14 protein-coding genes are annotated in these 13882 nt (G+C 62.0%); 1 reads left to right on the forward strand and 13 read right to left on the reverse strand.

What is annotated here, in order from left to right; translation table 11 throughout:
• Position 1: 1 nt before the first annotated feature.
• The 4 genes from VEC01_RS04355 to VEC01_RS04370 form a co-directional block, all read right to left on the reverse strand.
• Positions 2 to 883, reverse strand: coding sequence for an NAD(P)-dependent oxidoreductase (locus VEC01_RS04355; RefSeq protein ID WP_324899146.1), 882 nt, complete (start codon positions 881 to 883; stop codon positions 2 to 4).
• Entirely contained in the window at positions 880 to 1257 is a 378-nt protein-coding gene (gene pcaC, locus VEC01_RS04360; RefSeq protein WP_324899123.1) for a 4-carboxymuconolactone decarboxylase, read from the reverse strand. Before pcaC ends, VEC01_RS04355 begins: the two co-directional genes overlap by 4 nt.
• 57 nt (positions 1258 to 1314) lie before the next feature.
• Positions 1315 to 2052, reverse strand: coding sequence for a hypothetical protein (locus VEC01_RS04365; protein WP_324899125.1), 738 nt, complete (start codon positions 2050 to 2052; stop codon positions 1315 to 1317).
• A gap of 216 nt (positions 2053 to 2268) precedes the next feature.
• Positions 2269 to 3489: an ABC transporter substrate-binding protein gene (locus tag VEC01_RS04370; protein WP_324899127.1), complete on the reverse strand. Its 1221-nt coding sequence runs from the start codon at positions 3487 to 3489 to the stop codon at positions 2269 to 2271.
• 666 nt (positions 3490 to 4155) lie between these two features.
• Between VEC01_RS04370 and VEC01_RS04375 the strand changes: the two genes are divergently transcribed.
• Complete coding sequence (locus tag VEC01_RS04375; RefSeq protein WP_324899129.1) at positions 4156 to 4725, forward strand: CHRD domain-containing protein; 570 nt, start codon at positions 4156 to 4158, stop codon at positions 4723 to 4725.
• A 260-nt stretch (positions 4726 to 4985) separates the two neighbouring features.
• Here the strand turns inward: VEC01_RS04375 and VEC01_RS04380 are convergent, their stop codons facing one another.
• The 9 genes from VEC01_RS04380 to VEC01_RS04420 form a co-directional block, all read right to left on the reverse strand.
• Positions 4986 to 6716, reverse strand: coding sequence for a methyl-accepting chemotaxis protein (locus VEC01_RS04380; protein WP_324899130.1), 1731 nt, complete (start codon positions 6714 to 6716; stop codon positions 4986 to 4988).
• Positions 6717 to 6768: 52 nt separating this feature from the next.
• A complete protein-coding gene (locus VEC01_RS04385; RefSeq protein WP_324899132.1) occupies positions 6769 to 7254 on the reverse strand; it encodes a chemotaxis protein CheW in 486 nt (161 codons plus the stop codon).
• A 379-nt stretch (positions 7255 to 7633) separates the two neighbouring features.
• On the reverse strand, positions 7634 to 8674 hold the full coding sequence (locus VEC01_RS04390; RefSeq protein ID WP_324899134.1) for an NAD-dependent epimerase/dehydratase family protein: 1041 nt from the start codon (positions 8672 to 8674) through the stop codon (positions 7634 to 7636).
• Positions 8675 to 8849: 175 nt separating this feature from the next.
• Positions 8850 to 9113, reverse strand: a complete 264-nt coding sequence (locus VEC01_RS04395; protein ID WP_324899136.1) for a hypothetical protein — start codon at positions 9111 to 9113, stop codon at positions 8850 to 8852.
• An 89-nt stretch (positions 9114 to 9202) separates the two neighbouring features.
• A complete protein-coding gene (locus VEC01_RS04400; protein WP_324899137.1) occupies positions 9203 to 9823 on the reverse strand; it encodes a carbon monoxide dehydrogenase subunit G in 621 nt (206 codons plus the stop codon).
• Positions 9810 to 11060, reverse strand: a complete 1251-nt coding sequence (locus tag VEC01_RS04405) for a VWA domain-containing protein (RefSeq protein WP_324899139.1) — start codon at positions 11058 to 11060, stop codon at positions 9810 to 9812. The genes VEC01_RS04400 and VEC01_RS04405 overlap by 14 nt, the downstream gene beginning before the upstream one ends.
• Positions 11057 to 11977 carry a MoxR family ATPase gene (locus VEC01_RS04410; RefSeq protein WP_324899141.1) on the reverse strand — a complete coding sequence of 307 codons (921 nt, stop codon included), beginning with the start codon at positions 11975 to 11977 and terminating at the stop codon, positions 11057 to 11059. Before VEC01_RS04410 ends, VEC01_RS04405 begins: the two co-directional genes overlap by 4 nt.
• 36 nt (positions 11978 to 12013) lie before the next feature.
• Positions 12014 to 12811, reverse strand: coding sequence for a xanthine dehydrogenase family protein subunit M (locus VEC01_RS04415; RefSeq protein ID WP_324899142.1), 798 nt, complete (start codon positions 12809 to 12811; stop codon positions 12014 to 12016).
• 10 nt (positions 12812 to 12821) lie between these two features.
• Positions 12822 to 13882, reverse strand: a 1061-nt coding sequence (locus tag VEC01_RS04420; RefSeq protein WP_324899144.1) for a xanthine dehydrogenase family protein molybdopterin-binding subunit, incomplete at its 5' end; no start/stop codon positions are given.

Here is a 13882-nt window from a genome sequence, read left to right on the forward strand (position 1 = left end):
GTCAGGCTTTCGGCGGGGAGTAGCGATACATCTCGGTGTGGTCGGCGGACTGGCCCAGCGCCGCATTGGCATCGCGCCAGATCTGCAGCACCTGTTCGCCGAGCGGCATGGGCTGGCCCACTGACTTCCCTAGACCCATGGCAATGCCAAGATCCTTGGCCATCAGCGCAAGGGAAAAGCCCGAGTTGTACGCGCCGGAGAGCATGAACTGGCTGACCTTGTTTTCGGTAGTGTTGTTCTTGCCGGTCGATGCATTGAGCACCGACACCATCACCTCCGGGTCCAGGCCAAAGGCTTGCCCCGCATGCAAGGCCTCCACGGTGGCCACGAGGCCGGCAGCCGACACATAATTGTTCAACGCCTTCATCGCATGGCCGGCGCCGGCAGGGCCGACATGGGTGCATTTGCCCAGGAGCTTCAGCACCGGCTCCATCTCCGCCAGAACCTGCGCGTCGCCGCCAACGATAATGGCCAGGGTGCCGGCCACCGCCCGCTTGACCCCGCCCGAAACCGGGGCGTCAAGATAGCGGAAGCCGAGGCCAGCCAGGTGACCTGCCAACTGGCGTGAGCGAACCGGTTCGGACGAGCTCATGTCGATGATGACGCTCCCCGGGCGCAGGATGCCGCTCAGGCCCTGCATCTCATCCTTGCCCAGCACGACGGATTCCACGGCATTGGAATCGGGCAGCATGGTGATGAGCACCTGCGCATCGCTGAAATCCTGCAGCGTGGCGGCCGTACAAGCTCCCTCGTGTTCCGACACGAAGCGCGATGTCGCCGCCGGGCTCAGGTCCATCACGCGCAGCGCATTTCCGCCCTGCGCCAGCAAATGGGCCATCGGATAGCCCATCATGCCCAGTCCGATAAAGCCGATATTCATCAGATGCCCATTTCCTTGAAAACTTCCTTCGCTGTGCGGAAGGCGTCGATCGCCGCCGGCACGCCGCAGTAAATCGCGGTCTGGAGGAACACTTCCTTGATCTCTTCCTTGGTCAGGCCATTATTGATTGCTCCGCGCACATGCAGCTTCAGTTCGTGCGGACGGTTAAGGGCTGTCAGCATCGCGAGATTGAGGAAGCTGCGTGTGCGGCGGTCGAGACCGGGACGGTTCCATACATCACCCCAGCAGTATTGCGTGACAAGTTCCTGCATGGGCATGTTGAAGTCGTCCGCGCTTTTGATCGATGCATCGACATAATCGGCGCCCAGCACCTCACGGCGGGTCTGCAAGCCTTTGTCAAAGAGTTCCTTGTTCATGGCGTTCCTTTCCAATAACGAATTGATGTTGCAGGCGTGCCGGGCTTGCCGGCCTTGCTATGCCGGCGAAGCGACTGGCGCGCGGTGCTCGTAAATCAACTGGTAACGCAGCCATGATCCCAGCAACAGTCCGGTGCGCGCGCCCTCGCCTGCCAGCACATGGGTATGCAGTGCCAGTGCGACCTGGCCGAGATCAGTAGACTCGATGAACAGCACCCAGTTGGCGACGGCATCCTTGCCCGGGCGCAGCTCGCGCTCCGCGTTCGGCGTGGCGGTCACGCCCGCATCGGTTTCCCAAAGGGCAATGCGGACGATGCAGGCGTTCTGCATCAGGCATGGTCCAAGTTCGTCGCGGATGAATCTTCGGGCGTCGTCTTCCCTTCCCTGGATTGGCTTGCAGTGGGTCACGATTGCCGTCCCGCCTGTGCCCTCGCCGGCTGACCATGTTTCACTGCAGGCGGAACGTTGCATATTCAAAAAATGCGACATGATCTTCCGGGTCCACGCCGTCGGGCGATCAAGCCGTTCAAGGTACGGCGCCGATGCCAGTGTTCCTACCGACTCGCAATCGTAGACGACCATGTAGTTTGGCTGCCCGTCCACCGACCGGTAACGCCGTGCCCGCCGGAAGCCCGGCAGCGCGAGGCGTTCGGCCAGGTGTTCCCGGTGGTACCAGCATGTGAATTCCTCATCCATCCCTTTCGGGATGTCATTCAGCACGAACAGCACTCCGGGCCGGCCCTTACCGTGCGCAGCGGAGGGATCTGCGTCAGCATCCGCGTCGACCATGTGCATGCATTCCCTCCGATGAAATATGTTCTGCCTGCGCCCCCCATCCGAGCTCACGGCGTATCTGCCCGGGATCGGGTAACGGTTGCGCAACGAGCCGGCGCGGGCGCAGCCAGTTCCTGACCTGTTCCTTGCTCGCTGATGGCGCAGTTTCTTTCGTAGTCATGCGACAGTGTGATGGAGAAAGCGACGGAGGTGCCGTGTGCCTGCGTCGCGTTGAGATTACTTCTTGACCAGCGGGCAAGTGCTCTCCGACAAAGGCTGGAAAGCCTCGTCGCGCGGGATGACGTGCCTGATCTTCATGATGTCCCATTCTTCCTTCGACTCGCCGGGCTTTTTGGCTTCGGCAAGATACATGTCGTGGATCATGCGTCCGTCTTCACGGATGCGGCCGCCCTTCGCAAAGAAGTCATTGATCTCGGTCTCTTTCATTTTCTTCATCACGGCGTCCGCGTTGTCGGTGCCGGTCGCCTGAATGGATTTCAGATAGTGCATGGTGGCGGAATACATGCCCGCCTGGATCATGGTGGGCATCGCCTTATGCACGTCATAGAAGCGGCGCGACCACTTGCGGGTCTCGTCGTTGTAGTCCCAGTAGAAGCCGGTGGTGAACAGCAGGCCTTGCGCGGCCTTCAGCCCGAGTCCCTTGATGTCGGTATCGAACACCAGCAGCGTAGCCAGCTTCTGGCCGCTGCTGACAATGCCGAACTCGGCTGCCTGGCGGACGCTGTTCTGCGTATCCTTGCCGGCGTTGGCGAGGCCGATCACCTTGGCCTTGGAAGCCTGCGCCTGCAACAGGAAAGAAGAGAAATCCGGCGCCGACAGCGGATGCTTGACGGTGCCGAGCACCTTGCCGTTCATTTCCTGTATCACGCGCGTGGTGTCCCTCTCCAGCGAAGAGCCGAAGGCGTAATCGGCGGTGATGAAATACCAGGAGTCGCCGCCGTCCTTCATGACCGCGCGGCCGGTGCCGGTAGCCAGCGCATAGGTGTCATACACATAGTGGATACCATAGGGAGAACACTCCTTGTTGGTCAGCGCGGTGGTGGCCGAACCGGCGAAGATCATCACGCGCTTCTTTTCCGCGCCGAGTTTCTGCATCGCGATGGAAGCCGCCGAGTCGGTGGATTCGATGATCATGTCCATATTGTCCCTGTCGATCCACTCGCGGGCCTTGGAAAGGGCGATGTCGACCTTGTTCTGGTAGTCGGCGGAGACCACCTCGATCTTCTTGCCGTTGACCGTGCCGCCAAAGTCCTTGACCGCCAGTTCGACGGCCCTGACGGCGCCCGGGCCTCCATTTGCGGAATAGACACCGGTCTTGTCGACGATCACGCCAATCTTCACGGTATCGTCGGAAATCTGGGCTGCTGCCGGACCCGAGAGAAGGGTTGCGGCTGCAGCGGCCATTGCGGTCATTGCGATACGTATGGGCTGCTTCATGAGTTGCTCTCCGTGTTTTAGTCAAGTGTGCAGCTGCACGAGATGGCGCAGTTTTCTACGTTTCCTCGTACGAGCCGGCAGCGGATGCGTGATGCCTTGTCCGCGACGTCCCCTGCGATCCTCTGGAAGTTGTGGTGTCGTCCCGATGACGGAAGGTGCCTGTTACGAGATTCGCAAGTATCGTTCCATCTCCGGAAGCCGCGTCGAAGCGGGCATTTCCGGCTCCGGCACTCCTGAGGTGTATGCAGCGAAGACAGATGCCGCCCCAACCCGTGTCCACGCGAATGACACTTCTTGCACGGGGGCTGCTTGCACGGCGGAACACGCCATGCCCGACTAAAACATTGCGCCACTCGTAAAGCTGCCGGCTTAGAAGTTGCTCGAGGCGAAGAACTGCAGAGGTCTTTTCGGGTGCAAGCGGGCTTCATGGTTTCCGCCGCCCAAAAGCTCGTGATATTTGTCAACTCCTGCCAGTCTGGGCTGAACGAGGCGTTACAAAATGTATCAACCATTCCCGGCAGGTTGAACGCTACGGTCTGCTCAACCTGTCTTTCTCTCGCGCTCTCCTGTGCTGTGACGTCTGATTCAGTTGTGCCGGCAATATCCTTCGGCCGAAGCTATAGCGGTTGAAACGCGGGTATTTCAACAATCTTTAAGGAAGAGACTATGAAACTACTTGGTGGATATCAGTCGGTCGCCGCAGCTGGCCTGTTGTCGATGGCAGCCTGGGCGCCCCATGCAGCGGCGGGCCATGTCAATGACGTGCTGGAAGCCCAGCTTAACGGGCTCGAAGAAGTGCCTGCCGACGCTTCCAATACTGCGATCGTTGGCGACCCGAACGGACGCGCCCAGGCATACGTGTTCGGCATTGACGATGACCCAAAGACGCTATGCTACGCGCTGGTTGACGTGAGGAGAGTAGCCGAACTGGAGCAGCCCCCGGGAGGCGGCCGCGCAGCACACATTCATGAAGGCACGCGTGGCACCAACGGGCCGATCGTCGCCAATCTTGCATGGCCGCAGAATGGGCAAGCCGCAGACTGCCTGACGGAAGGCGAGGCCGGGAAGTTTCCGACAGGGGAAGCAGGTATCGTCCAGCGCATCCTGAAAAATCCATCGAACTTCTACGTCAACGTTCATAACTCGGTATATCCGGGCGGTGCAATACGCGGCCAGCTCGTAAACACCCAGGACCCTGAGGACGATGAAATGCAACAACAATCTGGCAGCCGCTAAATGCATGGGCACGACCGATCAGTCGTGCCCGTTGCACAAGGCAAGGCAGCCGTGCCTGGCCAGTCTTGTTCAGGGCTTCCCATCTTCGCGGACTCACGCAGCGCAAAGCTTTATCGCAGGACACTCTGCGCTTATCCCCCATACAAGAGGATGGCGCCCCGCAGTATTGCGTCAAGACTGCCATACGAATGGAGCTTGATGTCCATCCTGATTCAGAATCCGATGCACTGAATTCTTGCCCCGCTTTAAATGGATGGGCATCAGAACTCTTCCCAATCGCCATTGGCCGCTGACGTTGCCACCGCTAACTGCCTGACCTTTTCTGCCGGCGCGGGTTTATTGCCCGGCTTCGTGGCCGGGGCTGGGTTTGGCGTCGTCGTTTTGACCGGCTGCACAGCTCGGCTGGTGCCCGCAGGTGCTGCCACCGTCCCCGCGTCCACTTTGAACACGCTGACCAGCTGCGACAGCTTGCCGGCCTGTTCCTGCAGCGCTTCGGACGCGGCGGCTGCCTCTTCCACCAGTGAAGCGTTCTGCTGGGTCACTTCATCCATTTGCGTGATCGCCTGGTTGATCTGCTCGATGCCGGCGGTCTGCTCCTGGCTTGCCGAGGTGATCTCGCCCATGATGTCGGTCACGCGCTTGACGCTCTCGACGATCTCTTCCATGGTGGCGCCCGCCTGGTCGACCAGCTTCGCGCCGGCATCGACCTTTTCCACCGAATCGTCGATCAAGGCCTTGATTTCCTTGGCCGCGCTGGCCGAACGCTGCGCCAGGTTGCGCACCTCGGCGGCCACCACTGCAAAGCCGCGGCCCTGTTCGCCTGCGCGCGCGGCTTCCACCGCGGCATTCAGTGCGAGGATGTTGGTTTGAAAGGCGATGCCGTCGATTACGCTGATGATGTCGACGATCTTGCGCGCCGATTCATTAATCGAGCCCATCGTGTCGACCACCTGCGACACGACGGCGCCGCCCTTGCTTGCCACATCGGAGGCGGACATGGCGAGCTGATTCGCCTGGCGCGCATTGTCGGCATTCTGCTTGACGGTGGAGGTCAGCTCCTCCATCGACGAGGCGGTTTCTTCCAGCGAGCTGGCTTGCTGCTCGGTGCGCGAGGACAGGTCGAGGTTGCCCGACGCAATCTGGCTCGATGCGGAGGCAATTGCGTCCGTGCCGGTGCGCACCTGGCTGACGATCGTGGCCAGGCTGTCGCGCATCTTCTTCATTGCAAACAGCATGCTGGACTGGTCGCCCGGCCTGAGGTTAACGTTGACAATGAGGTCGCCCGAGGCGATACGATCGGCGATTGCCGCGGCATAGGCCGGTTCGCCGCCGAGCTGGCGCGTCAGGCTGCGGGTGATGATCACGCCAAGTGCCAGGCCGGCAAGCGCGCCGCCGATGACCAGCATGATCATGAATGCGGTACTGCTTTCGTAGAGGTCATGGTTCTGCGCCGACACACGGCCGGCATTCGTTTCCTTGACCTTGCTAAGTTCGGTCAGCTTGTCGTCGAGTGCGTTCGACCGAGGCGCGAAGGTCTTGAACAGGAATTCGACCGACTCGCGGTTCTGCTGCACCTGTTCGGCGGTCGCCTTCTTCAAGAGGTCGGCAAGCAGGGGTTCATAGTTCTTCAGTTCGCTGTCGAGTTCCGAGAACAGCTGCTTGCCCTTCTCGGTATAAAACAGCGGCCGCGCCTTCTCGAGGTTGCCGTACATGCTCTTCTTGTTCTTGTCGACATCGTCGAGGAACTTCCTGCGGTCCTCTTCCGAGGCGGCAAGCAGCGCATTTCGCAGGGAGCGGCCCATGTAGATGAGGTTGATGTTGGCTTCCTTTACGTGCGACAGGCCGAGCAGCTCTTTCTCGTAAAGGCTTTCGGCAGCGGCATTGATGCGCCCCATGTTGAAGATGCCGATACCGGCGACGATGGCGCCAAGGATCGTTAATGTCAGGAAGCCAAGGATCAGGCGTGTACCGACCTTCATGTCTTTAAACATTGTTTTTTTCCTTAGATACAGGTTGCTTGGATGGTGTATGCGTGCCGGCTAATCAGGCAGCAAGGGGCTCGAGCAGGCACATTTCCCTCGATGCCATCAGCCGTTCGACATCCACGAGGATGACCATGCGCTGGTTGATGCTGCCGAGGCCGATCAGGTAGTCCGTGTCGAGCGCAGTTCCCACTTCCGGCGGCGGCTTGATCTGCTCGCGGTCGAGCGTGATCACGTCCGACACGCTGTCGACGACCATCCCGATCACGCGGTTAGCCACGTTAAGGATGATGACGACGGTGAATTGGTCATACGTCGGCTGGCCGAGCCTGAACTTGATGCGCATGTCCACGATGGGCACGATGATGCCGCGCAGGTTGATCACACCCTTGATGAAATCGGGCGCGTTGGCGATATGCGTGACGCTTTCATAGCCGCGTATTTCCTGAACCCTCAGGATGTTGATGCCATATTCTTCCTTGCCGAGGGTGAAGGCAAGATACTCTGAAAGGGCCTGGTTGGCCGCGGATGTTTCCCCGCACTCCATATGCCTCCTCCCCAAGTTGAAGCAGATGAATTGACGATGACGAAAAATGCAACAAACCGCCGATGAATCTGGTTCAGGCGGCTCTTTATCAATAAGCCAATTACCATAAAGGTATTATGGTTATTAATATACACCAATTTTTCAGCTGTCTCAAAGCACGCACAGGACGGAATGGACAATCAGGGCAGTCCGGAAATGTGCAGCTTAAGCAATAAATAAGCGGGCATGCTGTCGGGTTTTACTTGGGGAAATCCAGGTGCTCCTTTGACGGCCGCGCGGCATTCTTCCTCTATCCCGGGCCGGCACCATGCCTCTCACCGATGCTCCAAATCAGGCGCACAGGACTTGCGCCAGCTCCTGCCCGGTACCGCACCCGTATTCAAGCGTTCTGTGTCATCTTCCGACCGGCGGCAGCGCCTTGGCGCTGGCGCAGAACCCCCAACGTATCCGCAATGCTGGTGTACATGGAAATCGTTTGTTCCCAGCCGAGCACCTCCTTGATGCGGCGGTTGCTGGCATTCCAGCGCTTGCCCCTGGTCATTTGCATGAACTCGGGCGATGCGGTAAGCGGAGAATGCAGCATCAGATGATTGAGCCTGTCGAAGGCGGGGAGGAATCGGATCATGAAATCGGGAAGCGTCATCATCGGCAGCGGGATGGAAGGATCGATTTCGTGCAGCGTCTCGACCATCTCGCGCAGCGAAGGCAGGGCATCGTTGCAGACGATGAAGCGCCCCTCGCACTCCTTCTCCGCCGCAAGCAGATGGGCATGCACAACATCCCGCACGTCCACCAGCGGGAAATTCATGTCCGGAACGCCCATGCGCAAGGCGCCCCGCGCCATCATTTCCACCACGTCGATGGATGGCGTGTTGCGGACGAATCCCGGTCCGAGTATCGCACCGGGGAGGACGGCGACCATGTGGAGGCCGCATTCACGGGCAACCCGCCAGGCGTTGCGTTCGCCTTCGGTCTTGGCCCGGATATAGGGCACACGCAGGTCGTCCGTCCATGCGGTTTCATCTATTGGCGGCGCGCCGGGCGCGGTCAGCGGTACGGTAACCATGGACGACGTCAGCACCAGCTTCCGCACGCCTGCGTCGGCGGCGCAGCGCACCGCCGTTTCCGCGCCTTGCACCGAGGCTTCGATCATTTCGCGATCGCGCTCCGGTTCGGTATAGGCATATACCGCCGCCGCATGAAAAACCACTTCCCGGTCGTCCATCGCGGCGCGCATCTGATCCCACCGGGCAAGCTGTGCCTCGACGATCTCTACATCGGAAAAGGCCTCCAGACGGGAAGTTTTGCGGGCATCGGCCAGCGATCGGACGCTCGCCCTGACCGCATGCCCTGCCTCGACCAGATTCTTGACCAGCATGTAGCCGAGATGCCCGTTCGCACCAGTGACAAGCACGCGCATGGTAGCCTCCGTCGCTCAAGCCGTTCAGCAAGACGCCGCACACTGTCGGGTATTGTCCAGTGTTGATTTTCCAGCCCCGATGTAAAGCGGCGAGGAGCCGGCTCCTGCGTTATATCAAGCGGGTTTTCCGCGAAAGCAGCATAAAACGGCGCCGGAAGCCTGATTCGTTTCCGCCTTACTGGAAGTCCGGGCGTTGCACCCCTTCGGTCTGCTGGCACCTGGGGCATGAGATGACGACGCCGCCAAGCACATTGGTCATCGTCTTTTCATCGGCGCCTTCGCTCGCGGTCCACGTGTTGCCGCATTTCAGGCATTCCACGGACGCGGACATCACCGCCTTCTGCTCGGTTTCGGCGGTGCCGTCGTGGGCCCTTGCCTCCGATTCGATTTCTTGCATCTGAACATTCCAGACCCTGAATCCCTTCGCGTCGTCGACCATTTTTCGTCTCCTCTTGAGCTGGTAATGCCTGCATGGATAACCGGACACCTTTCCGGAATTTCCCGCGCCATCCCGGAACAAGCCTCCGGTCAGGTGGGGGGAGCCTGTGATCCGGGAGCCGGCGCCGGCGAAATCTGCGTCGCATCCGGCTGCGGGGCGGCCGGCACGAAAGCCTCCGCAACATCTGCCTGGGGCTTGTCCTCGTGCGCAGCGGAAGCATCCTGAGCATTCGTGTTCAAACTCTCGTCGTGTGCGGCTGGAGCGTCCGGGGCCGAGTCCAGCTCCCGGGCAAGCGCGGCGAAGAAGTCGGCCGCCGTCTTGTGCGCGGCGCCGTCGACCAGGCGCGAGCCGATCTGCGCCAGCTTGCCGCCGATCTGCGCGGATGCGGTATATGCCAGTCTGGTCGCTTCGCCTTCCGCGGAGAGCGCGACGGTGGCGACGCCTTTTGCAAAACCGGCCATCCCGCCCTGCCCCTCGAAATTGAGCGTGTAAGACTCGGGCGGCTTCAGGTCGACGATGGAGATCTTGCCGGTGAATTTCGCGTTCACCGGGCCGACCTTGACCTTCATTGCAATCCTGTATTCGTTGTCCGCGATGCGTTCCATCGCTTCGCATCCGGTGATGCAGGCCTGCAGCAATTGCGGATCGTTGAGTGCCGCCCAGACCCGGTCCGGCGAGGCCGGCACGATTTGAACCTTAGATATTTCCATGTCGCTCTCCTGCCGGATGCGGCGCCCGGCTCCCTGGTGAAGGCTGTCGATGTCCGGCGCCGTTCAGCACCGCGCCCAGGCTGGCCAGACTGCTCAGGTTGTGCACGGGCAGGAACAGGTCGACATGCGGCAACATGGCGCGGATGCCGCCCGGTCTGGCTTCGAATCCCGCATAGCGCAGCAGCGGATTGAGCCAGATCAGCCGCCGGCACGAGAGCCTGAGCCGCTCCATCTCGCTGCCAAGCTCACTGGCGTCGTCGCTGTCCAGACCGTCGGTGATGAGCAGCACGACGGCGCCCTGCCCCAGCAGCCTGCGCGCCCAGCATCGGTTGAATTCGCGCAGACAGGCGCCGATCCGGGTGCCGCCGGCCCAGTCGGCAACCTGGCGCGTGACCTGGGCGAGCGCAATATCGACATCGCGGTCGCGCAGCGAACGGGTGATGTTCGACAGCCGCGTGCCGAACAGGAAGGTGTGGACCCGGCTGCCGCTGTTGGACAGCGCATGGATGAAATGCAGCAGCATGCGCGTATAGCTGTCCATCGATCCGGAAATGTCGCACAGGATGACCAGCGTCGCCGGCCGCGCGCGCGGGCTTCGATAGCGCAAGTCAACGAAGCCGTCCGCCGCCTTGATCATGCGGCGCAGGCTGCCGCGCAGATCGACCCGGCTGCCCTGCAGGACGGCTCTGGCCCGGCGGCTGGGAATTTCAGGCAGCGGCATGCGCATCGCGCCGATCAGTCTGCGGGTCTCGGCCAGTTCGTCCGGCGTCATCGCGGCAAAATCCTTGGTATGCAGCACTTCGCGCCGCGACACGGTCATTGCGGCATCGAAACTGATGTCCGGCGGCGGGCTGCCGGATGCCGCCTGGCGTTGCGCGATCGGCCGCATCGCCTGCGCGACGCGCGGCGCCACCGGCGATTCCCTGGCAACCGGCGTATGCACGCCGCTCAGGAGGTCCCTGAGCTGTTGCGACTGCTGCGCACGGGCCGGATCCTGCCAGAACAGATCGAACGCCTGGTCGAAGATCACCTGCTGGTCGTGCCGGTCGACCAGGACGGTCGACAGCGCGTAATAGAAATCGTCCCGCCGCTCCACGCCGACGACCTGCAGCGCATGCAAGGCATCGAGCACCCTGGCCGGTCCGATCGGCATGCCGGCACGGCGCAGCACCCGTGCGAAATGCACCACGTTTTCCGCCAGCTTTGCGGCATTGTCGGCTGGCGCGGCGATGCTCATGGCCACCCCGCCGCTTCGCCGCGTACATCGCCGAGCAATTGCGCGACGGTTCCGGCATCCAGCCTGGCAATGTCGTCCTCGTACTTGAGCACCACGCCCAGCGTCGCGTGTACCGCTTCCGGGTCCAGCACCGTCTTGTCCAGGGCTGCCAGCGCGGTGGCCCAATCGATGGTTTCCGCCACGCCCGGCGCCTTGTAGAGCGCCATCCCGCGCAGGCGGGCGATGAAGGCCACCACTTCGCGGCTGAGCGTGTCGGCAGCCTGCGGCGCCTTGCGCCGGACGATTTCCAGCTCCCTTTCCTTGTCCGGGTAGTCCACCCAGTGATAGAAGCAGCGGCGCTTGACCGCATCATGGATTTCGCGCGTCCGGTTGGAGGTAATGACGACCAGCGGCGGCTGCTCCGCCCGGATGGTGCCGAGTTCCGGGATCGTGACCTGGTACTCGGCCAGCACTTCCAGCAGATAGGCCTCGAAGGGCTCGTCGGCGCGGTCGAGCTCGTCGATCAGCAACACCGGAGGATCGCCGTCCGTACTTTCCAGCGCCTGCAGCAGCGGGCGCTTGATCAGGAAACGGTCGGTGAAGATATCCGCTTCCAGCCGTTCCTTCGATGCCTGCCCCGCCGCCTCGGCCAGGCGGATCTCGATCATCTGGCGCGGATAGTTCCATTCGTAGACCGCGTTCGCGATGTCCAGGCCTTCGTAGCACTGCAGGCGCACCATCCTGCGCCCCAATCCCGCCGCAAGCGCCTTGGCCACCTCGGTCTTTCCGACTCCCGCCTCGCCCTCGAGAAACAGCGGCCGGCCCAGGCGCATCGCCAGATGCAGCGTGGTCGCCAGATGGCGTCCGGCAATGTATTGCTGCGATGCCAGCAGCTGCGCCACTTCGTCGATGGAGGCCGGTACGCGGTGTGGTGGCATGGGGTGGCCCGGAAAACCTTTTTCAGCAATGCATGCTCATTCAAGCGCCTTGGCGACGGCGCGCGCCGCGAGGATCGGGATCAGGTGCGCCCGGTATGCGCTGCTGGCATGCATATCGGAACTGAGGCCGTCGGGCGACACCCGCACCGCCTTGGCGGCGTCGGGGGAGAAATCGGCCTCGAGCGCCTGTTCCAGGTCCGCGACACGGAACGCACAGCCGGCGCAGCCGGTCACGGCCGCGCGCACGCGGCCGTCTTTTCCGCGGGCGACGAACACGCCTACCAGCGCAAAGCGCGAAGCCGGATTGACGAACTTGATGTAGGCCGCCCTCTCGGGCACCGGAAACTGCACGCCGGTGATGATCTCGCCGGATTCCAGCGCGGTTTCATACATGCCAGTGAAAAAGTCGTCGGCCGCGATGGTGCGCCGGTCGGTGCGGATGCTCGCGTTCAGTCCGAGCACGGCCGCCGGATAGCAGGCCGCCGGATCGTTGTTGGCGAGAGAGCCGCCCAGCGTGCCGAGGTTGCGCACCTGAAGGTCGCCGATGTCGCCGGCCAGCCAGGCCAGTGCGGGAATCGCTTGCCTGACTTCGGCCGATTCCGCGATCTCGGCATGGCAGTTGCCGGCGCCGATGACCAGCGCGTCGCCTTCCAGCCGGATGCCCCGCAGTTCGGCGATCCCGCCAAGATCGACCAGCCTTGCCGGCGCGGCCAGCCGCAGCCTCATCGCCGCGACCAGGGTCTGCCCTCCGGCCAGCGGCCGGCTGTCGGGTGCGGCAAGCAGGGCCACCGCCTCGCTGATGCTCTTGGGTTGATGCAGTTCGAATGCGTACATGCTGTTCTCCTCATGCGGGCTGGCTGGCGGCTGCTTGCGCGGACTTGCTTGCCGACTGGATCGCCTGCCACACCCGTTCCGGCGACGCCGGCATGTCCAGATGCGTCACGCCCAATGGCGAGAGCGCGTCGATGACGGCATTGATGACGGCCGGCGGCGATCCGATCGCGCCCGCTTCGCCGCAACCCTTGACGCCCAGCGGGTTGTGCGTGCAGGGCGTGACGCGATTGCCGACCTTGAAATCGGGCAGGTCCTCGGCGCGCGGCATTGCATAATCCATGTAGCTGCCCGACAGCAGCTGGCCGCTCTCGCGGTCGTAGACGCAGTTCTCCATCAAGGCCTGCCCGATGCCCTGTGCAAGCCCGCCGTGGACCTGGCCTTCGACGATCATCGGATTGATGATGTTTCCGAAATCGTCGACGGCGGTCATCGCGACCACCTCCACAACGCCGGTTTCCGGGTCGACTTCCACTTCGCAGATATGCGTGCCTGCCGGGAAGGTGAAATTGGCCGGATCGTAGAAAGCCGTCTCGTTCAGTCCGGGCTCCAGCTTGTCGAGCGGATAGTTGTGCGGCACATAGGCGGACAGCGCAACCTGTGCGAACGGCACGCTGCGGTCGGTCCCGATGATCGTGAACTTGCCGTCCTTGAACTCGATGTCGCTGGCCGATGCTTCCAAAATGTGGGCAGCGATCTTCTTGCCCTTGGCTTCGATCTTGTCGAGTGCCTTCATGATTGCCGATCCGCCGACTGCCAGCGAACGCGATCCGTACGTGCCCATGCCGAAGGGCACGCGGCCGGTGTCGCCGTGCACGATGTCGACCTGTTCGAACGGAATGCCGAGCCGGCTGGAGACGACCTGGGCGAAGGTCGTTTCATGTCCCTGTCCGTGGCTGTGCGACCCGGTAAATACGGTGACGCTGCCGGTGGGATGTACACGGATTTCGCCAACTTCATACAGTCCTGCGCGCGCACCCAGGGCGCCGGCAATGTTCGACGGCGCCAGCCCGCAGGCCTCGATGTAGGTGGAGTAGCCGAGTCCGCGCAGCCTGCCACGCTGCTTAGCCTCCT

Origin of the sequence: Noviherbaspirillum sp., assembly GCF_035627455.1 — a bacterium.
GTDB lineage: Bacteria > Pseudomonadota > Gammaproteobacteria > Burkholderiales > Burkholderiaceae_D > Noviherbaspirillum.

Excerpts from the sequence above, each read along its gene's own strand:
- pcaC (WP_324899123.1), bottom strand. The coding sequence starts at position 1,257 with ATGAACAAGGAACTCTTTGACAAAGGCTTGCAGACCCGCCGTGAGGTG.
- VEC01_RS04365 (WP_324899125.1), bottom strand. The coding sequence starts at position 2,052 with ATGCACATGGTCGACGCGGATGCTGACGCAGATCCCTCCGCTGCGCAC.
- VEC01_RS04370 (WP_324899127.1), bottom strand. The coding sequence starts at position 3,489 with ATGAAGCAGCCCATACGTATCGCAATGACCGCAATGGCCGCTGCAGCC.
- VEC01_RS04375 (WP_324899129.1), top strand. The coding sequence starts at position 4,156 with ATGAAACTACTTGGTGGATATCAGTCGGTCGCCGCAGCTGGCCTGTTG.
- VEC01_RS04380 (WP_324899130.1), bottom strand. The coding sequence starts at position 6,716 with ATGTTTAAAGACATGAAGGTCGGTACACGCCTGATCCTTGGCTTCCTG.
- VEC01_RS04385 (WP_324899132.1), bottom strand. The coding sequence starts at position 7,254 with ATGGAGTGCGGGGAAACATCCGCGGCCAACCAGGCCCTTTCAGAGTAT.
- VEC01_RS04390 (WP_324899134.1), bottom strand. The coding sequence starts at position 8,674 with ATGCGCGTGCTTGTCACTGGTGCGAACGGGCATCTCGGCTACATGCTG.
- VEC01_RS04395 (WP_324899136.1), bottom strand. The coding sequence starts at position 9,113 with ATGGTCGACGACGCGAAGGGATTCAGGGTCTGGAATGTTCAGATGCAA.
- VEC01_RS04400 (WP_324899137.1), bottom strand. The coding sequence starts at position 9,823 with ATGGAAATATCTAAGGTTCAAATCGTGCCGGCCTCGCCGGACCGGGTC.
- VEC01_RS04405 (WP_324899139.1), bottom strand. The coding sequence starts at position 11,060 with ATGAGCATCGCCGCGCCAGCCGACAATGCCGCAAAGCTGGCGGAAAAC.
- VEC01_RS04410 (WP_324899141.1), bottom strand. The coding sequence starts at position 11,977 with ATGCCACCACACCGCGTACCGGCCTCCATCGACGAAGTGGCGCAGCTG.
- VEC01_RS04415 (WP_324899142.1), bottom strand. The coding sequence starts at position 12,811 with ATGTACGCATTCGAACTGCATCAACCCAAGAGCATCAGCGAGGCGGTG.